The organism is uncultured Mailhella sp. (genome assembly GCF_944324995.1).
In the GTDB taxonomy this organism is placed as follows: Bacteria; Desulfobacterota; Desulfovibrionia; order Desulfovibrionales; family Desulfovibrionaceae; genus Mailhella.
Genome location: NZ_CALUYL010000003.1, coordinates 98,106 through 123,950 on the forward strand (window position 1 = coordinate 98,106; position 25,845 = coordinate 123,950).

Consider the following 25,845-nt stretch of genomic DNA (forward strand, 5'->3'; position numbering starts at 1 on the left):
TGTGCCCACGCCCGTCCCGGGAAAAGGGCCGCGCGCCAGACAGGCGCGACAACAGGCCGGGACACGGCAGCCCGAATGATGCTCGCGCCCAAGACGCGGAACTCCGGACAAGATGTTCCCAACACGCAGCGCTCCAGGCGAGCGGCTCCACGGACGAGACACTCCCAGAAATGCGGCGCTGCCCCCTCCGACGGCGCGCTCACAAACACGATTCACGCTCGCAAACCGCAGCGCGCGTTGCCGAACGCCGAAGCACATTTCCGACCTCCGCCCCCCTGAAAAACGCGATTTTTCCCCCGCCGTGACGGTCTGCCGCGTTTGCCCATCTCCGGCGCGCCGAATGTTCCCGCGTCCGACGCCCCGAACACGGCCCCTCTCTTTCCTCTTTTCCCTCGCCTTTTCCCGCGCCCCTCTGCCGCAGCTTCTCTCCGGCTCTCCCCGCAACGCTCCCGGCCCGCCGGGCGACTCCGCCGACGCGCCGCTTCTCTTTCCCCGTCTTGACTTCCTGACGTTTCGCCCGAAAATATCAGTCGCAACGCCGCGCGTCACTCAAGCAAAGGACTCCCATGAACACGAACGCCAAAAAAATCATCCGCCTGCTTCCTCCCGAACTCTCCAACCAGATCGCCGCCGGCGAAGTGGTGGAACGTCCGGCCAGCGTGGTCAAGGAACTTGTGGAAAACAGTCTCGACGCCGGTGCTACCAGCGTGCTGGTGGAACTGGAAAACGGCGGTCAGACCATGATCCGCGTGACCGACAACGGCCGCGGGGTGAGCGGCGATCAGCTTGAGCTTGCCGTGACCCGTCACGCCACCAGCAAAATCGCCGACGTGGCCGATCTCATGAACATCCGCTCCTACGGCTTCCGCGGCGAGGCCCTGCCCAGCATTGCGTCCGTGTCGCGCTTCCGCATGACGTCCGCCCCGCTGGAAGACGACGGCTCCACCGGCGAGGCCTTCTGCATCGACGTGCTTTACGGCTCCATCCGCTCCGTGGCCCCGGCGGCGCTCAATCAGGGCACCGTGGTGGAGGTTTCCGAGCTGTTCTCCAACATTCCCGCACGACTGAAATTTTTGAAAACGCCCGCCACGGAACAGAAAAAAGCGCAGGAACTCTTCACCAGGCTCGCCCTCGCCCGCATGGACGTCGGCTTCACGCTCAAGGCCGGTTCCCGGGAGCTCGTCCGCTTCGAGGCGGGGCAGACGCTCGCGCAGCGCATGGCCCTGCTGTGGCCGCCCGCCGTGGTGGACGCCCTGCGTCCCTTCGACGTGACGACGTCGGGCATGCATCTGCACGGTCTCACCTCCGATCCGCGCTCCTCGCAGCCGCGCGCCGACCGCATGCTCTTCTATGTGAACGGCCGCGCCGTCAACGACAGACTGCTCATGCGCGCCGTGCGTCAGGTCTATCAGGGCCGTCTCACCAGCCGCGACTATCCGCAGACCGTGCTGTTCATCGACATGCCGCCCGAGGAAGTGGACGTCAACGTGCATCCCGCCAAGAACGAAGTCCGCTTCCGCGACGAGCAGACCGTGTTCGCCGCCGTGCTGCGCGCCGTGGGCAGCGCGCTGGCGGGCGTGCCGCTCGCATCCGAACGCTTTGCCGAACGCGCGGACGCCACCGCCCCGCAGGACAAGGAACGCCCTGCTCGCCCGCTGGGCTTCTGGGGCGAGGCCGACGCCGTGCGCGTGATGCCGAAGCAGAAAACCCCGCCCCGCTCATCCTTTGACTTTCAGGACGACGGCCCCGCGGGACTTCGCGAACGCAGCATGCCCGAACGGGACTTCGTCACCGGGCGATTGAACAAAAGCGTCGTCCGCGAAAAGACGGGCTTTGCCGTGCCGCATCCGCGCTCCGCATCCGTGCCGCCCCTGCCCGTGAACCGGGAGCCGGAAGACGCCGAACCTTTTGTCGAGTCCTCGGAAAGCCAGCCCTCCGAAGCGCAGCCTGCGCCCTCCGCGCCCGTTGCGACGCCTGCGGAGGCAACAGCGACTGCGCCGGAAATCAAGGCCGCGCCGAAGCCTCTCGATCTCCCGCTGCCGGAGACGCGGCCAGAGCAGAGCGCGGACGTCTCGCCCCTGCGCGGCTTCCGCTATCTCGGTCAGGTGGCCCGCACCTATCTCGTGCTTTCCCAGAACGACGACACGCTGCTGATTCTGGATCAGCACGCCATGCACGAACGCATCTTCTATGAAAAGTTCCGCAACGGCGGCTCGCGCGGCGTGGCGCAGCCGCTGCTCGTGCCGCTCAAGATGGATCTGCACCCCGCGGAAACGGAACGCCTGCTGGAGATTCGGGACAACCTGCTCAGGCTCGGCTTTGAAACCTCGTGCCGGGGCAATCAGTGCCTCGTGCAGACCATGCCCCCGGAAATGGACCGCGCCGAAGCCTCGGCCTTTCTGCGCGAGGCGCTCTCCGGGCGCGTGGACGATCTGGAGAGCGTGTGGATTCATCACGCCTGCGCCACGGCCATCCGCGCGGGGCAGCATCTCACGCCCGACGACGCCATGCATCTCATCCGGCAGTGGCTGCGCACGGAATCGCCGGACTTCTGCCCTCACGGCAGACCCTGCGCCGTGACGCTGGAAAAGGCCGATCTCGAAAAGCTGTTCAAGCGGCGGCAGTCCTGACCTTCGCCGGAAGAAGCGCGCCTTTTTGCCGAAGCGCCTCCGCTTCCTTCGGCGCGCACGGTCCGCGGCGGCAGCCCCCCTGCCGGTTCTCCGCTTGCGCGCCGAGCGCCGTGCAGCCAGCCAAAAACTGCCCGCCCCCGAAACCTTCCTCCGTCTGAGCGCCGATGCCGCGTGCCGCCTCTTTCTTGCATAACTCCTGCGCCGTCCGCCGCTCCCCCGCCCGACTCGCGCTGCCGTCAATCGGCCGCCTTTCCGCGCCAGCCCGCGCCGAAAGCGGCTCAGCCGCCCTTTTGGCGGCTCCGTGCGCCGCAAAACCGCCCGCCGCGCGGAACGCACCATTCACGACTTCATTCACAAGCTCAGACACACAAGTATAATTCACTCATATCACTCAACATTTATTTTTCTTCCGATATTTCTACCCGCCCGCCCTTTCCGCAGGGGATGCGCTCTGAGGCGCACTGATTCCGGCGATCTGAGGCATATTTCTTCTCCTCTCCAAAAAATATCTGAAATTCTCTCCAGATTTCTTTCCGACACGGCGTATTTATTTGCAATAACAGGGGAAAAAAGAACTTTCCGGGCTGATAAAATGAGAAAAAAATACCAAAGACGCATTGACTTGATCTTGCCGTTGGGGCATAGCTGATAGACAGGAGAGACACTCTGGGCAATCGGTTTGCCGGAGCAGGGTGTGGGTTTTAGATTTCTTTTGTGTGAGGTTTTTCTCATGGCCAAGTCTATTTATGTCGGGAATCTTCCCTGGTCCGCCACCGAAGAGCAGGTTCAGAATCTTTTTGCCCCCTACGGCAACGTGCTCTCCGTAAAGCTGGTGAGCGACCGTGAAACCGGGCGCGCCCGTGGTTTTGGTTTTGTCGAGATGGAAGATCCCGCGGCCGCTGCCGCCATTGAAGCTCTGGACAACACCAGCTTCGGCGGACGCACCCTGCGCGTGAACGAAGCGAAGCCCCGTGCTCCCCGTCCCCGCTACTAGTCACTGAGGCTGTCCAAGCAGCCTTGTTCCACCCCGGCTTGCCGGGGTCTTTTATTTAATGTCCGCGCCGTTCACCGCGCTTTTGCCCGCGCGCAGAACGGACGCAACTTTCCCCTCCGACCGCGCAGGGCGGGCCGGATTTTCCGCGCGCAGACGCAGCGCAAGGCGTTCTTAACTGGACATTCCCCGCAAGCTGGTTATGATGGAAGCACTCTTGTTTCCATTTCGTCTTTACAGGAGACTGTTATGCGTTTTCGTAAGTCGTCGGCCCTGATTCTGGCCGCAGCCATGGCGGTCGCCCTTCCCGCGCTTCCGGGATGCGGACCGCAGCTCGGCGGTTACGACTACAACGCCGGTGAAGCGCGTCAGTCCTTTACCGTGTACCGCGCCACGGCCACGGAAGTCAGGGAAGTCAACATCAACAGCGGCGCAAGCTCCAAGCAGACCGTCGGCGGCGTCATCGGCGCCATTGCGGGCGGCGTCATCGGCAGCACCATAGGCAGCGGCTCCGGCCGCACCCTCGCCACCGTGGGCGGCGCGCTGCTCGGCGGCGCGGCAGGCGCGGGCGCGGGCAATCTCGCCTCGCAGCAGACAGGCCTGCAGATCACCGTGCGCTACGACAACGGCAGCGAAGAAGTCATCGTTCAGGGCAAGGATCCCTACATCACTCCCGGCCAGCGCGTGCGCATCGTCGTGGGAGCCAACGGCACCCGTCGCGTCGAACCTGAATACTGATCCTCCGCAGGATCCATATTTATCCTTTTCCGTAACACCATCTACTCTGGGAGGACCAGATGCTTGATCCGAAACAGTGCGTTCTTTTCAGCGGCGGCGCTGCCGGTGCTGAACAGTTCTTTGGAGCTCAGGCCGAAGCCTGGGGCATCGAAGAGGTCAACTACAGCTTTGAAGGCCATCAGATAGAGCGCACGCGCGGCGTTCGCGTGCTCACTCAGGACGAACTGGCGCTCAAGGACGTCAGCATGACCTATGTTTCCCGCCTCATGGGCCGCGAATACACCCGCGCTCCGCTGTTCCGCAAAGTCCTCCAGTCCATCTGCTGGCAGGTCAGCAGCGGCAGCGAAGTGCTCGTCGTCGGTGAAATTCAGGAAGACAAGACCGTCAAGGGCGGCACCGGCTGGGGCGCGGAATTCGCCAAGCTGTGCAACAAGCCCCTGCTCGTCTTCGATCAGAAGAAGGACGCCTGGTTCCGCTGGATCAACGACGAATGGGTGAAGAAGGACGATCCCATCATCAAGCATTCGCGCTTCACCGCCACCGGCACCCGCTTCCTGGAAGCCAACGGCCGCCGGGCCATCGTGGAGCTCTACGCCCGCTCCTTCAACCGCTAGTTCTTCCGGCCTCGTCTTCGGGCCGTCCGCGTCGCGGACGAAACGTTCCGAAGCGCCTTTTCGTTTCACGCGCAGTCCGCTCTTCCGCCCCACCGCGGAAGAGCGGACTTGCTGGTTACGGACGCTGCGCCGCCGGAAGCCAGGCGCTCCCTCTGCGCTGCCGCAAGGCGACGCAGGCCGGAAGACAGGCAGGCGGCCAGACGGACGCGCACCAGCGCCCCGCCTCCTCCCGCGCCGCGAAAGCGTCAGTTTCGGCCGAAAGCGTTCGGGGAGCCGACGGGCGCTTGCCCGAGACGGCGAAAGACGCCTCTCATCGGTGTTTCCGCCGCACCGACGCCTTTGCCGGAAAACGCCCGTCCTTCTTTCACGCCCGCCTGAAACATTTGCCCCGCAGCGCGCCCGACCGTCAGTTTTCATGATGCATCTTCACCTCTCCTTCATGCCCAGGGAATGCACCGGCTCCTGCGCGGGAACCGGCGCAGGTCTTGCCGCCCATCTTCTGTGGGGGCTCGCCGTGCTGTTCTGGCCGCTGCTCGGCTCCCTGAATCCCATTTCCATCATGGCCCACCGCATGATCTGGACCGTGATCTTTCTCGGCGCCGTGCTGGCCGTCACCCGTCAGTTTCCGGCCGTGCGCGCCGCCTTTGAAAGCAGACGCACGCTGCTTTCCCTCTTTCTTGCCGCCGCGCTGCTCGGCCTGAACTGGAGCGTCTATCTTCTCGCCGTCACCACCGGGCGCATCGTGGAATCCTCTCTGGGTTACTTCATCACCCCTCTGCTCAACGTGCTCATGGGGCGTCTTCTGCTCGGCGAAACACTGTCGCGCGCGCAGGGAGCCGCCGTCGCCCTGGCCGTCGTGAGCGTGTCGGCAAGCGTTCTCGCCTACGGCCACATTCCGTGGATCGGCCTCACCCTCGCCTTTTCCTTCGCCTTCTACGGCTACGTACAGAAAACCCTGCGCATGCCTTCCGCGCCCAGCCTCTTCGTGCAGGCGCTCATGCTCATGCCCCTCTCCCTGCTCTGGCTCGGCTTCACGGAACCGGGCTTCGGCATTGTCGGCTACGGCCCCCTGCGTCCGGTGCTGCTCGCCTGCACCATCGCCTTCACCGGTCTGCCGCTGCTCATGTTCGGCTACGCGGCCCGCCGCGTCACCCTTGCCACCATAGGCATTCTGCAGTACGTCAGCCCGTCCATTTCCTTTCTGCTGGCCATCACCGTGCTCGGAGAAAGCATGAAGCCCTCCGACATGATCTCCTTCCCCGTCATCTGGCTGGCCCTTGTCATCTACACCTGGGACGCGCTACACCATCTGCGCAGCTTCAAGGAGAAAGCATGAACGCTCCCCACAGAAATCACACCCGGCAGCTTCGGCTCGGCAACGTGCTCATCGGCGGCGGCGCGCCCGTCGTGGTGCAGAGCATGACCAACACCGACACGCGCGACGCCACCGCCACGCTGGAACAGATACAAAAACTCTGCGACGCAGGCTGCGAAGTGGTGCGCCTCGCCGTGCCCGACGAAAAGGCCGCCTCTGCCCTGAAAACCATTGCCGACAGCTCTCCCGTGCCCCTTGTGGCCGACATTCACTTCGACTACCGCCTCGCCCTCGCCGCGCTCGACGCAGGCCTCAAGGGGCTGCGCATCAATCCCGGCAACATCGGCGGCGAAGGCCCGGTGGACAGCCTGGCCGCGGCCGCCAAGGCCAACGGCGCGGTGATCCGCGTGGGCGTGAACAGCGGCTCCGTGGAGAAGGATCTGCTGGAGCGCTTCGGCGGCCCCACGCCCGAGGCGCTGGTGGAAAGCGCGCTCTCCCACGTGCGCATGCTGGAGAAGCGCGGCTTCTACGACATCAAGGTTTCGCTCAAGTCCTCCTCGGTGACGGACACCATTGCCGCCTACCGTCTCATGGCCGAACGGGCGGATTATCCGCTGCATCTCGGCGTGACCGAGGCGGGCACGCCCATGCGCGGAACCGTAAAATCCGCGGTGGGTCTCGGCCTTTTGCTTTTTGAGGGCATCGGCGATACCATACGCGTCTCCCTCACGGCCGATCCGGTTCGGGAAGCGGCCGTGGCCTGGGAAATTCTGCGCGCCGTGGGCCTTCGCAGCCGCGGCCCGGAAATCGTTTCCTGCCCCACCTGCGGCCGCACGGAAATCGACCTCATCGGCATGGCCGAGAAGGTGGAGGAATACGTGCAGTCCCATCCCGCGGCGGCCGCGAGCCGTCTCAAGATCGCGGTCATGGGATGCGTGGTCAACGGCCCGGGAGAAGCCCGCGAAGCCGACATCGGTCTGGCGGGCGGGCGCGACAAGGGCGTCATATTCCGCAAGGGAAAGGTGCTGCGTTCCGTGAACGGTCAGGACGCTCTGCTTGCGGCTTTTCTTGAAGAACTCGACAAACTTCTTACCCAAAGCAACTGAAGGATCCTCTATGCGCTGGAGCCGTTACTACATCCCCACCCTGAAGGAAGCCCCCGCCGACGCCGAAGTCATCAGCCACAAGCTGCTGGTGCGCGCGGGCATGATTCGCAAGCTCACGAGCGGCATCTACACCTGGCTGCCTCTCGGCCTCCGCACGCTGGAAAAGGCCAAGGACATCGTGCGCCGCGAAATGAACGCCGCCGGAGCCATTGAAGTGCTGCTTCCCATGGTGCAGCCCGCCGAACTGTGGCAGGAATCCGGCCGCTGGAAGAAGTACGGCAAGGAACTGCTGCGCTTCCAGGACAGGCACGACCGCGACTACTGCCTCGGCCCCACCCATGAAGAAGTCATGACCGATCTTCTGCGCGGCGAAGTGAAGTCCTATCGTCAGCTGCCCCTGAACCTGTATCAGATTCAGACCAAATTCCGCGACGAAGTGCGTCCCCGCTTCGGCCTCATGCGCGGCCGCGAATTTCTCATGAAGGACGGCTACTCCTTCGACGTGGACGACGAAGGCGCGAACAGAAGCTACGCTTCCATGAAGGAAGCCTATCACAAGATCTTCAGCAGCATGGGCCTCGATTTCCGCCCCGTGGAAGCCGACTCCGGCGCCATCGGCGGCAATTTCTCCCATGAGTTCATGGTGCTCGCCGAAACCGGCGAAGACGCCATTGCCGCCTGCACCAACTGGCCGGACTGCACCTGGGCCGCCAACGTGGAGCGCGCGCCCATCAGCACGACCTTCACGCAGGATGAAACGCCCTGCCCCGCCATGGAAGAAGTGGCCACGCCCGGCCAGCACACCATTGAAGAAGTGTGCGCCTTCCTCGGCGTTTCCGCCGACAAGCTCGTCAAGACGCTGCTCTTCATGGCCGACGGCAAGCCCGTGGCCGTGCTGCTGCGCGGCGACCGCGAACTCAACGAAATCAAGCTCGCCCACCTCATCGACGCCGACGACATTCAGTTCGCCACGCCCGAACAGGTGCAGGCCATGACCGGCGCTCCCGTGGGCTTTGCCGGCCCCGCCGGACTCAAGGGCGTGGACAGGATCTACGCCGACAAGGAACTCATGGCTTCCAACGACTGGATTGCCGGAGCCAACAAGGCCGACGCGCACGTGCGTCACCTGAGCCTCGTGCGCGACGTGACGCTGCCCATCGAATGGGCGGATCTGCGCAACGCCGTGGCCGGCGATCCCTGCCCCTGCTGCGGCCGTCCGCTGGAAATCAAGCGCGGCATCGAAGTGGGCCACATCTTCAAGCTCGGCACCAAGTACAGCGAAGCGCTGCACGCCGTGTTCCTTGACGAAAACGGCAAGGAAAGACTCATGATCATGGGCTGCTACGGCATCGGCGTGTCCCGCGTGGTGGCCGCCTGCATCGAACAGAACTTCGACGAGCACGGCATCATGTTCCCGCCGCAGCTTGCGCCCTTCGACGCGCACATCGTGTGCCTTGATCCCAAGAACGCCGACGTGTCCGCCAAGTGCGACGCCATCGACGCCTATCTCACCTCCCTCGGCATGGAAACCCTGTACGACGACCGCGAAGAGCGCCCGGGCGTGAAGTTCAAGGACGCCGACCTCATCGGCATTCCCATGCAGATCACCGTGGGCGGCAAGGGCCTTGCGCAGGGCGTGGTGGAAGTGAAGAACCGCCGCACCGGCGAAAAGTCCCCCCTTCCCGCCGACAGCTTCGAGCAGGCCTTCCCCGCGTGGCGGCAGTCCGTGCTGGACAGCTGGAAGCGCTGACGACGAGGGCCGCCCGGATCTTCGGTTCCGGGCGGCCTTTTTTCTCCGCGCAGAGCGCGCAAACACGGAAGACGTGCTGACGCGCCGCGCCGGACCGGACGGCGCATCGGACGCCGAGCCTGACGCCGAAACTTTTACGCGTTCGCCGCGCCGGACGCGGGGCGAACAGGAGGCGCGCGGGCGCTTTTCCGAGGGTACGCGCATGTTCGCAGGCCGCGCCCGCTTATGCGCAGGTGGGCGCGAAGCGTGCGCGCAGGCTGGCGAGAGCGACGCGGCAAGCGCGCTGCGCCGTTCAGGCGCATTTGCGGCAGAATCGCCCTTTTCCGGTCACAAATCACGACGGCACATATTGTCCGCTCCCGGAGGCTATCGACATGGACGCCATTCTCAGCGTGCGGCAGGTCACGGAACGACTGCGTCAGACCGTGGAAAGCCGCTTCCCGTACGTGTGGGTTCAGGGAGAAGTGACCAACCTTTCCCGCCCCTCGTCGGGGCACGTCTATTTTTCCCTGAAGGAAGACGACGCGCTTTTAAACTGCGTATGGTTCAAAAGGCAGCAGAAGGACGAGGCCTTTGATCCGCTCACCGGCGAGGTGTGGGAAGACGGGCCGCGCCCCAGTCTCGCCCGCACCATGGAGAACGGACAGACCCTCGTGTGCGCCGGTCGCCTCACCGTGTACGGCGCGCGCGGTCAGTATCAGATGATCGTCGATCTGGCGCAGGCCGCCGGGCTCGGCCTGTGGCATCAGGAATTTGAGGCGCTCAAGCGCAGGCTGGCCGCCGAAGGCCTGTTCGACGCGGCAAGAAAGCGCCCCCTGCCCCGCGAACCACGCCGCGTGGCCGTGATCACCGCGCCGAGCGGGGCCGCCATCCGCGACTTCATCCGCATCAGCTCAACTCGCGGTCTCGGCGCGGAAATCCGCATTCATCCCGTGCCCGTGCAGGGCGAAGACGCGCCGCCGCGCATCGTGGAGGCGCTCGAAGAGGTGGGACGCGAAGGCTGGGCCGAAGTGGTGGTGCTCATCCGCGGCGGCGGCTCGGTGCAGGATCTGTGGGCCTTCAACGACGAGCGCGTGGCCCGCGCCGTGTACCGCTGTCCCATTCCCGTGCTTACGGGCATCGGGCATGAAATCGATCACAGCATCACCGACTTCACGGCCGACTACGCCGCAGCCACGCCCAGCCACACGGCGCAGATTCTCTGGCAGGAGCGGCACGTGCTGGCCCAGCATGTGGACGGCCTGGAAACGGCCCTGCAAAACGCCCTCGACCGTCGGCTGAACGAACTTTCCCTGCGCCTGCGGCATGCGGCCCGGGCGCTTGATCTGCTCTCGCCCCGGGAGCGCCTGCGCGCGCAGTCGGAACGGCTCGACGACGCGACAAGGCGCATGCAGGCGGGCCTGAACGCCCTGCTGGAAAAGCGCGCCCGCACGCTGGAAACGCTCTTATCCGGCCTGCGCGATCAGAAAGGGCGCCTCGACGCGCGCGAAGCGGAGCTCGAACGCCTGGCCCTGCGCCTGCGCGGGGCCGGAGAAGCGCGCCTTCAGCGCGCGCAGGCGCAGGCGGAACGCGCGCAGGCCGCGCTTTTACCCCTCGGCCGCATGATCGGCCTTGCCGAAGAGCGCAGCCTCACCCGTCTGGAACTTCGCTTGCAGACGCTTGATCCCTTCGAGCCGCTGCGCCGGGGCTACGCCGTGGCCTTCGACGACGAAGGCCGCATTCTCCGTTCCGTGTCGGACACCGCGCCCGGCCGCATGTTTTCCGTCACCCTTGCCGACGGCCGCGTCGTCGGCTCCGTCACCGCCGTCACGCCCGAGCCGCCGGACAAAAGCTCCCGGTCGTGACCTCCGCAACCTTCGTCAGAGACACGCTCATGAAACGCCTTGTTCTTCTTGCCGCGATGCTTCTTTCCCTTGCCGGATTCGCGCAGGCCGCGGAATTTTCCGTGCCTGCAACGGTCAGTCAGGGACACGCCTTTCCGGTTTCCGTTGCCGACGCCGCTCCCTTTGAAGCCGTGTTTTCCTGGCGCGGCGAACAGTTCCGGGTTCCCGCCACGCAGGAGGGCGCGCTCTGGAAGGCGGAACTTCTTCTCGCCATGCCCATGGACGCCAAAGGCCGCCATACCGTTTCCCTGCGCGTGAACGGCGAAAAGCGCGACTTTTCCGTAACGGCCGCCTCCGTGCCGTGGCCGAAAAGCATCCTGAAGGTGGCTCCCAAGTACGTCGAACCGCCGCGCGAGGTGCAGGAACAGATTGCCCGCGACGCGGCGAGCAGCCGCAAGGCGCTTGCCTCGCGCACGGAAAAAAACTGGACGCTGCCCCTGAAAAAACCGGTACCCGGCGGCGTGACCAGTCCGTTCGGCGGCCGCCGCGTGTTCAACGGCAAGCCCCGCGCCCCGCACAAGGGCACGGACATGCGCAGCCCGGAAGGCGCAAACGTGCTCGCCGTGGCCGACGGCACGGTGCTGCTCGCCGAACCGCAGTATTTCGGCGGAAACACCGTGTACATCGATCACGGTCAGGGCGTGATAAGCACCTATGCCCACCTTTCCGCCTTTGACGTTTCGCCCGGACAAAGCGTAAGAAGAGGACAGGTCATAGGACGTTCCGGCTCCACGGGCCGCGTGACCGGGCCGCATCTGCATCTCGGTTTTCTGGTGCAGGGCGTGGCCGTGGACGCCATGCCGCTGTTTCAGGATCCGCCCTCGCTCGTCGGCGGCCCCACCCGCAGCATTTTCGATTCCGCCCCCAAGGCCAAGAACCGGAGTTCCCGATGAAGAAAAAAGAACCCACCTTTGAAGAACGTCTGGCGCGTCTTCAGGCCATTGTGACCACGCTGGAAGCGGGCAACAGCCCGCTGGAGGAGAGCGTGGCCCTGTACAAGGAAGGACTCGCCCATGCCGCCGCCTGCCGCGAACAGCTCGAAAAGGCCCGGCACGACATACGCCTCTGCACCGAAGCAGGCACCGAGCCCTTCGACGCCGGCAGTCAGGAAGACGACGAATAACCCGTACCGCGCAATCCGGCGGCCCCTTTCCGGGGCGGCACATCACAAGGGGGACATATGCCCGCAGATCTTCGCGGCAGAGTGGAACAGTATCTCTCCGCCTCTTTTCTCGACAAGGAAATACCTTCCCGGCTTTCCGACGCCATGCGCTACAGCCTGCTTGCCGGAGGCAAGAGACTGCGTCCCATGCTCTGCCTGGCCGTGGCCCGCGCCTGCGCCAAAGACAGGGCCGAAGACATCACCGAGGCTCTGCTGCCCTTTGCCGCAGGACTTGAAATGATTCACACCTACTCACTCATTCATGACGATCTGCCCGCCATGGACGACGACGATCTGCGCCGGGGGCATCCCACCTGCCACAAGGCCTTCGACGAAGCCACGGCCATTCTCGCGGGCGACGCCCTGCTCACCAACGCCTTCAGCCACATGGCGCGCGCCCACGCGCCCGCCGACGTGCTGCTCGAAGCCCTGCGCCTCACCGCCGACGCCGCCGGAGCCGCGGGCATGGCGGGCGGTCAGATGCTCGATCTGGAAGGCGAAGGAAAAAAACTTTCTCTGGAAGAACTGCGCATTCTCAACGAAAAGAAAACAGGAGCCCTGTTGCTGAACGCCTGTGAATGCGGCGCGGTTCTTGCCCAGGCCTCGCCCGAACAGCGACATGCGGCGCGCTGTTACGGCAGTGAATTGGGCATTGCGTTTCAGATTACCGATGATATACTTGACGTCGTCGGTGATGAGGCCACGGTAGGAAAAGAAGTGCGTCACGACGCGGAAAGCGACAAAGCCACCTGGCCGTCCCTCGTCGGTCTGGAAGAGGCCCGCCGCCTGGCCCGCGTTCACTGCGAGGCCGCCGAAAAGGCGCTGGGCGATCTGTTCTCCGGCCCCGACGCCGACTTCCTCCGCGAAACCGCACGCAAACTTGTCAACCGCACGCACTAGCCGCCTCAAGGATTCCCATGACCGACACGTCTCTGCTCTCCAGCCTGCATCTGCCCGAAGACGTTCCCGGGCTTTCCCTTTCCCAAAAGCAGGAACTGGCGCAGGAACTGCGGAACACCATCATCCGCGTGGTCACGAACAACGGCGGTCATCTGGCTCCCTCGCTGGGCGTGGTGGAACTCACCATTGCCCTGCTCTCCTGCTTTGATCCCGCCCGCGATCCCATCGTGTGGGACGTCGGGCATCAGAGCTATCCCTGGAAAATTCTCACCGGCCGCGCCGACCGCTTCGACACCCTGCGCCGCTACGGCGGTCTTTCCGGCTTTCCCAACCGCTCCGAAAGCCCCTACGACTACTTCGGCGTGGGCCACGCCTCCACGTCCATTTCCGCGGCCCTCGGCATGGCCGCGGCGCGCGATCTGCGCGGAGGCAAGGAACACGTGGTCGCCGTCATCGGCGACGGCGCGCTCTCCGGCGGCATGGCCCTCGAAGCCCTGAACCAGGCAGGCGGCATGGGCAATCGCCTCATCGTCATTCTCAACGACAACAAGATGTCCATTTCCGAGAACACGGGCGCGCTTTCCCGCTTTCTCAGCCGCAACCTCTCCCACAGCACGGTCATGCACATCAAGCAGCACGTGGCCAAGGTGCTCTCCCGCCTGCCCAAGGGCGACTCCATCGTGGACATCATCCGCAAGGGCGAGGTCAGCTTCAAGTCGTTCTTCACCCCGGGCATGCTCTTCGAGGCCTTTCAGTTCAACTACATAGGCCCCATCAACGGCCACGACATCGCCCAGCTGGAACGTCATCTCGAAGCCGCCAAGCAGCTCGACATGCCCGTGCTTCTGCACATCCGCACGCTCAAGGGCAAGGGCTACGGCCCCGCGGAAAACGATCCTTCGCACTTTCACGGCATTTCCGCCTCCGTGGCCGACGAAATCAGCGTGCCTCCCCAGCCGAACGGCTGGGAGCCCTCCGGCCCGGGATTCAGTCAGGCCTTCGGCAGCACGCTCTGCACGCTCGCGGAAAAAAATCCGCGGCTTTTTGCCATCACCGCGGCCATGCCCGACGGCACCGGTCTTCAGGAATTTCACCTCCGCTTCCCCGAACGCTTCGCCGACGTGGGCATCTGCGAGGAACACGCCGTCACCTTTGCCGCAGGCCTCGCGTCCCGGGGCTACCATCCGGTGGTGGCCATCTATTCCACGTTCATGCAGCGCGCCTACGATCAGATCATTCACGACGTGTGCCTGCAAAATCTGCCCGTCACCTTCTGCCTCGACCGCGCAGGCCTCGTGGGCGAAGACGGCCCCACCCATCACGGGGCCTTCGATCTTTCGTGGCTGCGCGTGGTGCCGAACCTCACCCTCGGCGCGCCCCGCGACGAAGCGGCCCTGAGCGCGGCCCTCGCCATGGCCACAAGCATGGACCAGCCCGTGGCGCTGCGCTATCCGCGCGGCTCCGGGCGGAAGCTCGACGCCTCGAACATGAAATTTGCCGACGCCATAGTAAAAAACGTCGGCTATCCCGCGCCCGGCGAAGGACAGCTTCTGCTGCGCGGCAACACGCGCGTGACCGTGCTCGTGGCCGGACAGCGCGCCGTGCCCTGCATGGAGGCGGCCCTGCTTGTGGCGCAGAACACCGGGCTGCTGGCCTCGGTATTCGACGCGTGCTGGGTCAAGCCGCTGCCGGAAAAGCAGATTCTCGACCTCGCCGCCGAAAGCGACGCCCTGCTGATCGTGGAGGAAAACAGCCGCATCGGCGGCTTCTCCTCCGCCGTGCTGGAACTGCTGGCCGACAACGACCGCCTCGGCCGTCTGAAAATACGTCGGCTCGGCCTTCCCGACCGCTTCATTCCCCACGGCCCGGTACGCCGACTGCGCGCCGATGTGGGAATCAACGTTTCCGGCATAGCCTCGGCGTTGAAAGAGCTTTTGCCGTCGTCCGCATCCGCCCATGAAAAAACGTAGGTCCTTCTTCCCCCGCAGACGAAAGAGTCCCGGCCGCTACGGACTGGAAGCCGCCATTTTATGCGTGCTGCTCATGGTTGCGGCCTATGTGAGCAACGCCGATTGGTCGCCGAACGCGCCGACCACGCCCGCCAGAGCGGAAAAACAGGTGGCCGATGCCCAAAAGGCCATCTTCAACAGCATCAAGAACATCCGGGCCTCCTCCGCAGGGAAGTCCGCGCCCGTGGCCGACGAGCGGGAATACCGCCTCGTGCGCGCCTCCGACGGCGACAGCTTCGTGCTCAAGGACGGCAGCGGACGCACCCTCCGCGTGCGCCTCTACGGCATCGACGCGCCGGAAAGCCGCCAGCCCTACGGCAAGCAGTCGAAGGCCCACCTGCTCTCCCTCATTCAGGATCGCCCCCTGCGCCTGAAAACCATGTATCTGGACAACTACAAGCGCACCGTTTCCCTGGTCTATCTCGCAGACAGAAACGGCATCGACGAGCTGTCCGTCAATCAGCGGCAGGTGCAGGCCGGCATGGCCTGGGTGTACGACTACTTCTGCACAAGCGACATCTGCAAAACCTGGAAGCTCGAAGAGGCCATGGCCCGCAAGGAACGCCTCGGCCTCTGGCAGGACAGCGATCCCACGCCGCCCTGGCAGTGGCGTCGCGAGCAGAAAAAGAAGAAAAAGTAGATTGATGCACGGGCGATGCGGCCCTGCCTTCGCATTTCGCCGAAGCGCCGCCGAAACGCGCCTTTTCCCGCGGCCTGAGGCGGGCAGGCCTCTGCCGACAGGGCGGTCACGCTCTCTACTTTTGCGCCCTTGCAGGTCGCCCTTTCCGCCCGAACCGTGCGCCTTTGCGTCGCGTCTTTCCCGAGCCGCCCGCAGTCTGAGCAAAGCGCCTGACGCCTTCCGCCGGGCACCCGTCTCCGCATCCATCCGCCGGGCGGGCCCCGGCCACTCGCCCCGCGTGCCCCGGCGGCATTCCACAACGCCGAGCTCGCGCCCCGGCAACTTCAAAAGTGCGGCGTCCGCGCAGCGCAGGCGAAAACTCCGCAGCCCTCCGCCCTCTGCCCACGGGCGCAGCGCTCGCGCATTGCAGGCGAAACGTGCCCCCTCCGCCGCCTGCCGACAATCGCAGCGCGCCCTTCTCCCGAACGAGGCACCCTTCCTGCCGCCGTCGCCCGGCTGTGACATCTTTGCAAAAAGCGCGAAACGCAAACTTCGCTTGACGCTTCTCGGCGTTCCCGTCTATTCTTTCCACATTTCCCGCGAGTACGCTTCTCGCACCGTTTTCCGCTCCGTGCGTCAACCCTCTTTGCATCGAGGCGACTGTGAACCATATTGTCATCTCTGTCATCGGACGCGACTGCCCCGGCGTGGTCTATGCCATCTCCAGCGCCCTGTCCAAGGAAAAGTGCAACATCGAAGAACTGAGTCAGACCATCCTGAAAGGTCAGTTCGCCTCCATCTTCATCGTCTCCGCGCCGGAAGACGTCAGCGAGGAAGACATTCAGCGCGTGGTGAGCCTCAGTCTCGAAGCCCGTCACATGGATCTGACCGTGGCCGCCCGCACCTTCGAGACCGACACCTTCTCCAGCGGCGAGGAAACCGAACCCTTCGTCGTGACCGTCAACGGTTCCGACCGGCCGGAAATCATCGCCATGATCTCCGGCATCTTTGCCGAGCAGAAGGTGAACATTGAAAATCTGAAGGCCATCCGCATGGATGAGGACAGCAACGAATGCGTGCTGATGTTTGAAGTGGCCCTGCCGCTTTCCATCAACCGCAACGCCTTCCGTCAGATGCTTCAGGCCAAGGCCCGCAGCGTGGGACTTACCATCAGCATCCAGCACGAAAACATCTTTGAAGCCATCCATCGCGTACCCATCGTCTAACCCGGATCACAGGTCTGCCCCATGCTCACTGAACGCGAAGTGCTCAGCACTATCAACATGCTCCGCAACGAACATCTCGATGTTCGCACCGTTACCCTCGGCATCAGCCTCTTCGACTGCGTCAGTCACGACTTCGACGTGTTCTCCTACAAGGTGCGCGCCAAAATCGCCAAATACGCCGCCCACCTCGTGGAACACTGCAACGAAGTCGGCGCGCGCTACGGCATTCCCGTGGTGAACAAGCGCATCAGCATCAGCCCCATGGCCGTGGTCGGCGCGGGATTCAACGCCGAACAGATGGTGCGCGCCTGCCAGATGCTCGACGAAGCCGCCAAGGAAGCCGGCGTCGATTTTCTGGGCGGCTTCGGCGCCCTCGTGGAAAAAGGCATGACTCCCGGCGACAGAGCCCTCATCGACTCCCTGCCCGAAGCCCTCGCCACCACCGACCGCGTGTGTTCCTCCATCAACGTGGCCTCCTCCAAGGCGGGCATCAACATGGACGCCGTGGCCCTCATGGGTCGTCAGATCGTCAAGGTGGCCGACGCCACCAGGGACCGCGACGGCATAGGCTGCGCCAAGCTCGTGGTGTTCGCCAACATTCCGCAGGACGTGCCCTTCATGGCCGGCGCCTATCTCGGCATCGGCGAGCCCGACGTGGTCATCAACGTGGGCGTCTCCGGCCCCGGCGTGGTGAAAAAAGCCATCGACCGCGCCAAGGAAACCCATGAAAATCTCACGCTCAGCGACGTGGCCGAAGTCATCAAGTCCACGGCCTACAAGGTGACGCGCGTAGGCGAGCTCATCGGCAAGGAAGTGGCCGGACGCATGAACATTCCCTTCGGCGTGGCCGACCTCTCCCTCGCTCCCACGCCCGCCGTGGGCGACTCCGTGGGCGAAATCTTCCAGAGCGTGGGCCTCTCCTCCATCGGCGCGCCGGGCTCCACCGCCGTGCTCGCCATGCTCAACGACGCCGTGAAGAAGGGCGGCGTGTTCGCCTCCTCCCACGTGGGCGGCCTCTCCGGCGCGTTCATTCCCGTTTCCGAAGACTCCAGCATCGAAGCCGCGGCCAACAGCGGCGCGCTCACCATGGAAAAACTCGAAGCCATGACCAGCGTGTGCTCCGTGGGCCTCGACATGATCGCCATTCCCGGCGACACCCCCGCCACCACCATTTCCGGCCTCATCGCCGACGAAATGGCCATCGGCATGATCAACACCAAGACCACCGCCGTGCGCGTCATTCCCGTACCGGGCAAGGGCGTGGGCGAAACCGCCATCTTCGGCGGTCTGCTCGGTCAGGCCAAGATCATTCCCGTGAACACCGGCGACGCCTCCGCCTTCATCAACCTCGGCGGCCGCATCCCCGCGCCCATCCACAGCCTGAAGAACTGATTCCTGTTCAGAAACGACGAAGGCCGCTCCTTTCCGGGGCGGCCTTTGCATTTAATGAAAGAGGGAGGACGGAAACAGCTCCGTTCTCCCTCTCCCGACGTTTCCGGGCGGACGAGCCGCCCGGCTCTCTCCTCACTTCACGACATCACACAAGCATGGTGATGGGGAACTCTATGGTGATGGAACCCGTAGGACAGCCTATGCGGCAGCAGGCGCAGTGCCAGCACTCCTCGGGATAACGGACGAAGGGCCCGTCTTCATTGCGGTCCAGAATGTAGTTGGGGCAGCGCTCCACGCAGGTGCCGCAGTCGATGCAGTGACCGCAGTGTATGCAGCGGGAAGCCTCAGCCTGCGCCTGTTCGGCGTTGAAGCCGAGATCAATTTCCTCGAAGGGCAGCAGATGCGCCCGGTCGGACTTGTTCGTCTGCTGACGGGGAGCGTGTTCGTGATAGGTCGGATTCTCGATTTCCTCGAACTGCACGACATGCTGCTCCTGCGCAAGCGCCTTTTTCTCCATGACGAGGGAAAGGGTTCCGCTCCCGTTTTCCTTGAAGACGACTTCGGGAAATTCCGTCAGGCCTTCAAGACGGCAGTGTACGCCGATGGCGGCCTTGCGGCCGCTGCCGATGGCCGAGGCCACCGTGGCCGGTCCGGTGACGATGTCGCCGGCGGCAAACAGGCCGGGAACCGAGCTTTCCTGAAAGTCGTCGACCACCAGACAGCCGCGGGGCGTTTTCTGGAGGGAGAGTCCTTCCAGAAAATCCGTTTCCGGCATCAGACCGCTGGCGCAGATCACCATATCGGCCGGCAGGGAAATGACGTCGCCTTCGCGGAACTCGGCGATGAGCTCGCCGCTCTCGCTGAAACGGAAGCTGGAAAGCCCGGAAGCCCTGACCGTATTGCCCTCGACGCCGCCCGCAAGATAGGACGCGTAAAGATTGATGTTTTCATCCCGGGCCTGTTCCACTTCTTCCTGCGGAGCCTTGATGGCGTCGGCCGCTTCGGGGAACACGAGACTGACGGAACCGGCGCCGAGACGACGGGCCGTAAAGGCGCAGTCGAAGGCCACGCCACCGCCGCCGAGCACCACCACGTTCTTTCCGCTCAGGCTCTGACGGGACAGATTGCTGGCCCCGAGGAAACTCACAGCGGGAACCAGCGCTTCCCTGCCCGGGATGTTGAGCAGACGTTCCTTCTGATTGCCCACGGCGACCACCGTGGCGTCATAGGCGTCCATGATCGAAGCGAGCGCCACGTCCCTGCCCACCTTGACGTTGGTGTGCGCGGCGATGTTGAGCGAGAGCACGTTGCCCACTTCTCTGTCCACGACGTTCTTCGGCAGCCTGAAATCCGGCACGGACACGCGGGGAACGCCGCCGAGCACGGCCGACGCTTCAAACACCGTGACGGCATGGCCCATGAGGCGGAGAAAATACGCGCACGTCATGCCCGCAGGGCCGGAACCGATGACCGCCACCTTCTTTCCCGTATCGGCCAGAGGCGCAAGGCGGGAAATGACGGGAGCGTCGGCGGCAAAACGTTCCAGCGCACGGATGGAAATCCCTTCGTCATACTTGCGGCGGTTGCAGTGCATCTCGCAGGGATGCGTGCACACGCGTCCGGTCACGCCGGAGAAAGGATTGCGGGAAAGAAGCACGGCATGAGCCTCTTCCGGCTTTCCGTCCTTGATGAGGGTTTCAACCGCCTGAATCCGGTTGCCCGCAGGGCAGTGCGCCTCGCACGGCGATGTCCTGTTCTGACGCTTCTGAAAACCCGAAACCACCAGCTCTTTCAATTCCTTACTATATCTGGGAGGCATTTTCTCTATCCTTTTCAGCTGAATATGACTTCATGCTCACTGCCAGGAAATCCTGGGCCGGCTATCCACCTTTTCCGTCACCATGAGCCTGTTCAGCGCGGGATCGGGATCGGGGTAGTCGGAACGCATATAAATAGTGCTGTTGGATGTCTCCCGGTGTTCAATGCTGGCCAGGGTGACAAGCTTGCACATCTCCAGCAGAACAAGCGCTTCATGAGTGCGCATGAGTTCATGCCAGTTGTCTGCAATAAGGTCGTCCTTGAGGGCCTCGATGCGGGCAAGGCTGTCCAGAGCCTGCTTCATGCCCCGCTCGTTGCGGACATACCCCATGTAGTAGTCCATGACCTGTCTGATGGCGCTTTCAAACTGCGCATAATGCGTGCCGCCCTCGGAATGCAGGGGAGCAAGAACGCGACGGCGTTCCGCCTCCGCTTCTGCGGCGGACACGTCCGGCACGGCGTCGATGGTTCCGGCCTTGGCGGAAGCATGCTTTCCGGCCGCATAGCCTCCGCACATGGCTCCGGAAAAAGCCTGGAAGCCGGTTCCCACGAAAAGACCGGAAATGTTGCTCTCGAAATGTTCGTCGCGCAGCACCAGCGCTTCCAGAGCAAGATCGCCTATTTCCACTTCCATGAGCTTGTTGTAGAGATCCACGCCCTTCTGCTCGGAATATTCCTTCCATGTGGCCTTGTCGCCGGGCATGAGTTCTTCCGTGAGCACGCGCTGACTTTCCCGGGGAAGATTGCGGGTGTCCATATAAAAAGGCGGACCGTAACCGGCAATCTGCTCCCGCACAAGTCCCTGCACGAAAAGATGACGGGGAGCCTGCTCCAGCATGGGATGATACTTCTTCATGAGACGCTCGCCCTTGTAGTTCAGAGCTGCGCCGCCTTCGCCCGTCAGTCCGTTCATGCCCGGGCAGCCGAAGCTCTTGGGAAGCACCGTGGCGATCTGACGGGTATCGAGACAGCCGATGCGCGCGCCGGCTTCGTAGGCAAGAATATACTGGGCTCCGGTATTATGGCTGGGGAACTGCGCGTTGAAGGGATTTCTGGTGGAATTGGTCGTCACGCGCGTGGCGCGCGGACCGAGGGCCAGCACCGCCGTCTTGCAGCGGATGACGTGAAATTCCCCGTTCAGCACGTTGTAGCCCATGGCGCCGACCATGCGTCCGTCTTTGACCACAAGTCTGGTGATCATGACGTTGTCGAGCACATCCACGCCTATCTCTCGGATCTTCTTCGCGATGAGCGGCTTCATGTACTGGCCGTCGCGGATGAGAATCCACCACTTTCCCGGCTGACCGAAACCGCGCGTGCGCAGATAGCTGCCGTCGTCCTTCTTGCGGAACTGAACGCCCACGTCCGTGAGCCATTCGATCATGTGGGGAATGATCGCTCCCCACTGGCGGACCGTGTCGGGGAGAAGGCCGTTGGTGGGCGTGCAGTACACCTTCACCATGTCTTCCACGGTGTCGAAGGGCTCGTCGGTGTTCAGAACCCCCATGAAGTGATCGTTGCCGCCGCCTATGCAGCCGCAGCTTTCCAGTTTTCCCTTATCGACCAGCAGCGTCTTTTTTCCGGCTTCCCGCGCAGCTATGGCTGCGCCGCAACCGCTGGCTCCTCCACCGAGGACCAGCACGTCGGTTTCGTGGTACTGAACGGATGTTTCCTGTGCAGACATAACATCTCCCGGTTTTAGCGTTCCGACCGCGACTGTGTGTTTCCGCGGCTGAAATCCATATGCGGGTCTTGCGTACGGAAGCGCCTGCCCGCATACCGACTGAAGCGTGGCGAAAGGCGAACAGGCTGACGGAAAGGCAACGATGCCGAAGCGCGTCTTCCATGCCGGGCATCCGCCCCATGTCTGGGCTCGTGCGGCACCCGCAGCTTCCGTACAGAGGGGACTCCTGAACGCTTTCCCCGTTGCCGTCATTCATCCGCATCTGTATAGTTTTCGGGGGACACTTGCAGATGGAAAGAATTCGGCAGCTTGACCATGAATACGTTGTACCGCCGGCAGCTTGTGAAAATCAAAACTATTATTTTTATACTACTATCCAATAATTCGATGGCCTGAGTTCGACTTCTTTCACGCCGTTGGTGTACGCTGAGAGCAAACGCCCGTCCCAACCAGAGCCAGGGGGAGAAAGCATGATTCCGGAAATCGCTGGAGACTTTTTGCAGCAATTGCGAAGCTTTTACTATGTGGCCACCTGCGGAAGCGTTTCTGACGCATCAAATGAAATAAACCGGACTCAAAGCACGGTAAGCTACCACATACAACTTCTTGAAAAAAGTCTTAACGTGGTACTGTTCTCAAGAATAAAGAACAAAATGATCCTTACCGATGAAGGAAAACATCTTTTAACATGGACTCTCAGGATATTTGACACCATTTCATGCATGCATGATGAACTTTGCGACGCCTCGCAATACGGATTCATGCGCATTGCCGGAACAAGGCCGATATTCGGCTCTGAAGAATTCGGCCGTTCGTTTTCTCTTTTTCACGAAAGATATCCGAACATTCACGTCTCGCTGAACAGCGGTCATCCGTCGCTGCTCTATTCAAGCATCACCAACGGACAAAATGATTTCGGCCTTGTCGGCATATCCGGCGATTCCGAAGAGCTCGACTTCATTCCGCTCTTCCGGTCGCCGTTTCTTCTGGCCGTGAGCAGAAGTCAGACGGAACGTTTTTCCTCTTCCATAACCATGGAAGAGCTGAAAACGCTTCCCTATATTTCCTTTTCCATAAATTTAAGAGAGAAAATATCGAATTTCAGTCTTGTTCCCCGCCAGGTACAGGAAATCATGTCGCACAATTCCATTCTCTCTTGCAGCAGCTATTACATCATCATGAACTATGTCGCCATGGGACTCGGCTGCACGATCATAGACATGCTTTCTCTGAAAAGTCTCAACGTCATCGACAAAATACGAGTCATCGATCTGAGCTCTCTGCTTCCCGGGCTTCAGTACGGCATCGTTTTACGAAAGAAAAGCAGCGTGTCCAAATTCAAGCAGGATTTCATCAACATCATTATGGACAACATGAAAAATATGAATTTCGCAAAAGACATCCATGAATTTATTTAGTGTGCAGAGGGCACGGAAAACAACGACTATCCCCTGTCGCCGATCTCCATGAATGCCGTACTCTCGGCAGCCCGGAAACACAAGATTGCCGAAACTTTTTCCGCATGCATTTCCGCAGCTCACCCCGAAAAAAGACAGCAAAACCAGAGAACGCCGCTTTCTTGATGCAAAAAAGCCCCATGCTCTTTCCCTGAGAACATGGGGCTTTTACGTCATCCTGTGGTACCCGGTGCGGGGCTTGAACCCGCAAGTCCTTGCGGACGAGGGATTTTAAGTCCCTTGCGTATACCAGTTTCGCCACCCGGGCACGTTTCTTTCGTACCAGCACAGGCAAAGGATGACAAGAAAAAGCTTATGCGACGGCGGATTTTTCCAGCAGGCGCTCCGCGTTGCGTTCCTCGTCCATCCCCTTGCCAAGAGAAGCGCGAGCTTCTATCCTGAAGCGAATCTTGATGAGACGGGGTTTTTCATGACTTCCTTCGATACCGTTATTCTTCACTTCTGCCGACTCGGGCCGGCCGGACTCGCGCCCAGGGCTCCGGGCACGGCGGGCTCTTTTCTGGCCACGCTGCTGGCTCCGCTGCTTTTTCTTCCGCTGTCGCTGCCGTGGCGGCTTGTTGTGCTGCTTGCGCTCTTCATTCTCGGCGGCCTGGCCGCCTCCCGCGCGGAAGTTCTGCTGAACCGGCAGGATCCGGGCTGCGTGGTCATCGACGAGCTGGTCGGCCAATGGGTGACCATGCTCGGCTTCGGCGGATTTTCCGCCGCTTCCGGCTGGAAGGACGTTGCGCTTCTTCTTGCGGCGTTTCTCCTCTTCCGCGTTTTCGACATTCTGAAGCCGTGGCCTGTTCACGCTTCGGAGAGCTGGCTGCCTTCCGGCTGGGGCATCATGATCGACGACGTGCTGGCAGGAATCTGGGCGCTTTTGTGCGTGAGCGTTCTCATGCTTGTGATCAATCTGATGTTTCCCGGCGCATTGACGCTGTAACGCCATGAAATATGTTGCCATCGACTACGGTCTCAAGCGCGTGGGCATTGCCGTTTCCGATGTGGACGGCGCGTTTGCCTTTCCCCGCTGCACGCTGAAGCGGGAGACCAAGGCGGCATTCTTCGCCCAGCTGCTGGAGCTGCTCGACAAGGAACAGGCCGACGCCATCGTGGTGGGCCTGCCGCTCTACACCGACGGCACGGAATGCCTCACCACCGTGCAGGTGCGCCATTTTGTGGAATCCTTGAAGCGCCGCACGCCGCTGCCCGTGTACTGGATGAACGAAGTGCTGAGCAGCGCGGCCGCGGAACATGAACTCTACGACTTCGGCATGGGCTTTCGCGAGGTGAAAAAGGTGGTGGATCAGCAGGCCGCCGTGCTCATTCTTGAAAGCTTTCTCGACCAGCCGGAAGAAAGGAGACTCCTGGCATGAGTCCGAACAACGACAGCTTGAACGAACAGCCTTCCCCGGAAAAGGACGAGAGCGGCGCCGCCGCTTCCGAAACGCGCGTCGCCGGGCATTCCGGCCCCTCGCCGGAACAAAAGCCCCGCAAAAAGCGTCGCGCGCTGCTGTGGCTTTTGTGCTTTGTGCTGGCGGTGTGTCTTTCCGCAGGGCTCTACGCCTGGCACGATGCGGACGTCTTTCTGAACACGCCGCCGTCCGTGCCGGGGAAAAATCTCATCGTGGACATCGAACCCGGCATGAATCTCGGTCAGGTGGCCGCCATGCTGGAGAAGGAAGGCGTGGTCACCAACGCCTGGCGCTTTCAGATGCTGGTGCGGTACAAGGAAAAAAGCCGTCACATTCAGGCCGGACGTTTTCTGGTCAGCACGGGCTGGCTTCCGGAAACGGTGCTGGACATGCTGGTGTCGGGAAAGGCCATGCTCTACCGGCTGACCATCCGCGAAGGGCTTGCCTGGTGGGATGTGGCCGAACTGGTGGAGGAAGGCGGATTCTGCAAGGCGGCGGACTTTACGTCCGTCATTCATGACCCGGAATTTCTCCGGCACTGGGGCATTCCCTTCGACTCTGCGGAAGGCTTTCTCTTCCCGGACACCTATCTTCTGCCGCATCCGCGCGAGCTGGACAGAGACGCGGCCAGAGCCGTGGCCAACCGTCTGGTGGAAATGTTCTGGCGTCGGGCCGACAGGCTCTGGCCCGACGGCAAGCGCCCCTCTGCGGAAGAGCTGAAGCGCATCGTCACGCTCGCCTCCATCGTGGAAAAGGAAACCGGCGTACCCGAAGAGCGCGCCCGCGTGGCGGGAGTGTACGCCAACAGGCTGGAAAAGAACATGCTTCTGCAGGCCGACCCCACGGTGATCTACGGCCTCGGACGCAATTTCGACGGCCCGCTGCTGCGCAGTCAGCTCGACAACGCCAACAACCGCTACAACACCTATCAGAATCCGGGCCTTCCGCCGGGGCCCATCTGCTCCTTCGGCGTGTCCGCGCTTGAAGCGGCCATTCACCCGGAAAAGCACGACTACCTCTACTTTGTGGCCACAGGCCGCGACAGGGGACACACCTTCTCCAAAACGCTTTCCGATCACAACCGCGCCGTGCGCGACTATCGCGCCGCCGTGAGGGCCTCGAAAAAATAATAC

The 25,845-nt window shown here is 62.6% G+C and carries 21 protein-coding genes, 1 tRNA gene and 1 pseudogene; 20 read left to right on the forward strand and 3 right to left on the reverse strand.

What is annotated here, in order from left to right:
• Window positions 1-566 precede the first annotated feature (566 nt).
• The 15 genes from mutL (at window position 567) to Q0K02_RS03095 (ending at window position 18,335) form a co-directional block, all read left to right on the forward strand.
• Window positions 567-2,630 (forward strand): DNA mismatch repair endonuclease MutL, encoded by a 2,064-nt coding sequence (mutL, locus tag Q0K02_RS03025; protein ID WP_294484957.1) that lies wholly within the window; start codon window positions 567-569, stop codon window positions 2,628-2,630.
• Window positions 2,631-3,360: 730 nt separating this feature from the next.
• Window positions 3,361-3,624, forward strand: a complete 264-nt coding sequence (locus Q0K02_RS03030) for an RNA-binding protein (RefSeq protein ID WP_294484960.1) — start codon at window positions 3,361-3,363, stop codon at window positions 3,622-3,624.
• A 246-nt stretch (window positions 3,625-3,870) separates the two neighbouring features.
• Complete coding sequence (locus Q0K02_RS03035; protein ID WP_294484962.1) at window positions 3,871-4,359, forward strand: glycine zipper 2TM domain-containing protein; 489 nt, start codon at window positions 3,871-3,873, stop codon at window positions 4,357-4,359.
• A gap of 59 nt (window positions 4,360-4,418) precedes the next feature.
• On the forward strand, window positions 4,419-4,973 hold the full coding sequence (locus tag Q0K02_RS03040; RefSeq protein WP_294484963.1) for a hypothetical protein: 555 nt from the start codon (window positions 4,419-4,421) through the stop codon (window positions 4,971-4,973).
• A 415-nt stretch (window positions 4,974-5,388) separates the two neighbouring features.
• Window positions 5,389-6,309, forward strand: a complete 921-nt coding sequence (rarD, locus tag Q0K02_RS03045; protein ID WP_294484965.1) for an EamA family transporter RarD — start codon at window positions 5,389-5,391, stop codon at window positions 6,307-6,309.
• Entirely contained in the window at window positions 6,306-7,394 is a 1,089-nt protein-coding gene (gene ispG, locus Q0K02_RS03050) for a flavodoxin-dependent (E)-4-hydroxy-3-methylbut-2-enyl-diphosphate synthase (RefSeq protein WP_294484967.1), read from the forward strand. Before rarD ends, ispG begins: the two co-directional genes overlap by 4 nt.
• Window positions 7,395-7,404: 10 nt before the next feature.
• The gene (locus tag Q0K02_RS03055; protein WP_294484968.1) at window positions 7,405-9,144 is read left to right on the forward strand and encodes a proline--tRNA ligase; all 1,740 of its coding nucleotides are present in this window, start codon (window positions 7,405-7,407) and stop codon (window positions 9,142-9,144) included.
• Between the two features lie 374 nt (window positions 9,145-9,518).
• Window positions 9,519-10,988, forward strand: a complete 1,470-nt coding sequence (gene xseA / locus Q0K02_RS03060) for an exodeoxyribonuclease VII large subunit (protein ID WP_294484969.1) — start codon at window positions 9,519-9,521, stop codon at window positions 10,986-10,988.
• Window positions 10,989-11,017: 29 nt separating this feature from the next.
• On the forward strand, window positions 11,018-11,920 hold the full coding sequence (locus tag Q0K02_RS03065) for a M23 family metallopeptidase (protein ID WP_294484970.1): 903 nt from the start codon (window positions 11,018-11,020) through the stop codon (window positions 11,918-11,920).
• Window positions 11,917-12,150, forward strand: coding sequence for an exodeoxyribonuclease VII small subunit (gene xseB / locus Q0K02_RS03070; protein WP_294484971.1), 234 nt, complete (start codon window positions 11,917-11,919; stop codon window positions 12,148-12,150). The genes Q0K02_RS03065 and xseB overlap by 4 nt, the downstream gene beginning before the upstream one ends.
• A 57-nt stretch (window positions 12,151-12,207) precedes the next feature.
• Entirely contained in the window at window positions 12,208-13,089 is an 882-nt protein-coding gene (locus Q0K02_RS03075; protein ID WP_294484972.1) for a polyprenyl synthetase family protein, read from the forward strand.
• Between the two features lie 17 nt (window positions 13,090-13,106).
• The gene (dxs, locus tag Q0K02_RS03080) at window positions 13,107-15,059 is read left to right on the forward strand and encodes a 1-deoxy-D-xylulose-5-phosphate synthase (RefSeq protein WP_294484973.1); all 1,953 of its coding nucleotides are present in this window, start codon (window positions 13,107-13,109) and stop codon (window positions 15,057-15,059) included.
• Window positions 15,046-15,738, forward strand: coding sequence for a thermonuclease family protein (locus tag Q0K02_RS03085; protein ID WP_294484974.1), 693 nt, complete (start codon window positions 15,046-15,048; stop codon window positions 15,736-15,738). The genes dxs and Q0K02_RS03085 overlap by 14 nt, the downstream gene beginning before the upstream one ends.
• 641 nt (window positions 15,739-16,379) lie before the next feature.
• Complete coding sequence (locus Q0K02_RS03090) at window positions 16,380-16,943, forward strand: ACT domain-containing protein (RefSeq protein WP_294484975.1); 564 nt, start codon at window positions 16,380-16,382, stop codon at window positions 16,941-16,943.
• A 21-nt stretch (window positions 16,944-16,964) separates the two neighbouring features.
• Complete coding sequence (locus Q0K02_RS03095; protein WP_294484976.1) at window positions 16,965-18,335, forward strand: PFL family protein; 1,371 nt, start codon at window positions 16,965-16,967, stop codon at window positions 18,333-18,335.
• A gap of 145 nt (window positions 18,336-18,480) precedes the next feature.
• On the opposite strand, the gene Q0K02_RS03100 is transcribed toward Q0K02_RS03095, so the two are convergent.
• Both Q0K02_RS03100 and Q0K02_RS03105 read right to left on the reverse strand, forming a co-directional pair.
• The gene (locus tag Q0K02_RS03100; protein WP_294484977.1) at window positions 18,481-20,154 is read right to left on the reverse strand and encodes an FAD-dependent oxidoreductase; all 1,674 of its coding nucleotides are present in this window, start codon (window positions 20,152-20,154) and stop codon (window positions 18,481-18,483) included.
• A gap of 36 nt (window positions 20,155-20,190) precedes the next feature.
• Entirely contained in the window at window positions 20,191-21,837 is a 1,647-nt protein-coding gene (locus Q0K02_RS03105) for an FAD-binding protein (RefSeq protein WP_294484978.1), read from the reverse strand.
• Between the two features lie 470 nt (window positions 21,838-22,307).
• On the opposite strand from Q0K02_RS03105, the pseudogene Q0K02_RS12360 reads away from it, so the two are divergent.
• Window positions 22,308-22,502 (forward strand): annotated as a pseudogene (locus Q0K02_RS12360) (LysR family transcriptional regulator); the annotation flags it as partial.
• A gap of 57 nt (window positions 22,503-22,559) precedes the next feature.
• Entirely contained in the window at window positions 22,560-23,255 is a 696-nt protein-coding gene (locus Q0K02_RS03110; RefSeq protein WP_294484979.1) for a LysR family transcriptional regulator substrate-binding protein, read from the forward strand.
• Window positions 23,256-23,475: 220 nt separating this feature from the next.
• Here Q0K02_RS03110 and Q0K02_RS03115 read toward each other — a convergent pair.
• Window positions 23,476-23,562: transfer RNA gene (locus tag Q0K02_RS03115), tRNA-Leu, on the reverse strand.
• A gap of 162 nt (window positions 23,563-23,724) precedes the next feature.
• On the opposite strand from Q0K02_RS03115, the gene Q0K02_RS03120 reads away from it, so the two are divergent.
• Genes Q0K02_RS03120 through mltG form a run of 3 tightly spaced genes read left to right on the forward strand, consistent with a single transcriptional unit; the run spans window position 23,725 to window position 25,842 of the window.
• Complete coding sequence (locus tag Q0K02_RS03120) at window positions 23,725-24,240, forward strand: phosphatidylglycerophosphatase A (RefSeq protein WP_294484980.1); 516 nt, start codon at window positions 23,725-23,727, stop codon at window positions 24,238-24,240.
• A 4-nt stretch (window positions 24,241-24,244) separates the two neighbouring features.
• Window positions 24,245-24,673 carry a Holliday junction resolvase RuvX gene (ruvX, locus tag Q0K02_RS03125; protein ID WP_294484981.1) on the forward strand — a complete coding sequence of 143 codons (429 nt, stop codon included), beginning with the start codon at window positions 24,245-24,247 and terminating at the stop codon, window positions 24,671-24,673.
• Window positions 24,670-25,842 (forward strand): endolytic transglycosylase MltG, encoded by a 1,173-nt coding sequence (mltG, locus tag Q0K02_RS03130; RefSeq protein WP_294484982.1) that lies wholly within the window; start codon window positions 24,670-24,672, stop codon window positions 25,840-25,842. The genes ruvX and mltG overlap by 4 nt, the downstream gene beginning before the upstream one ends.
• Window positions 25,843-25,845: the final 3 nt, after the last annotated feature.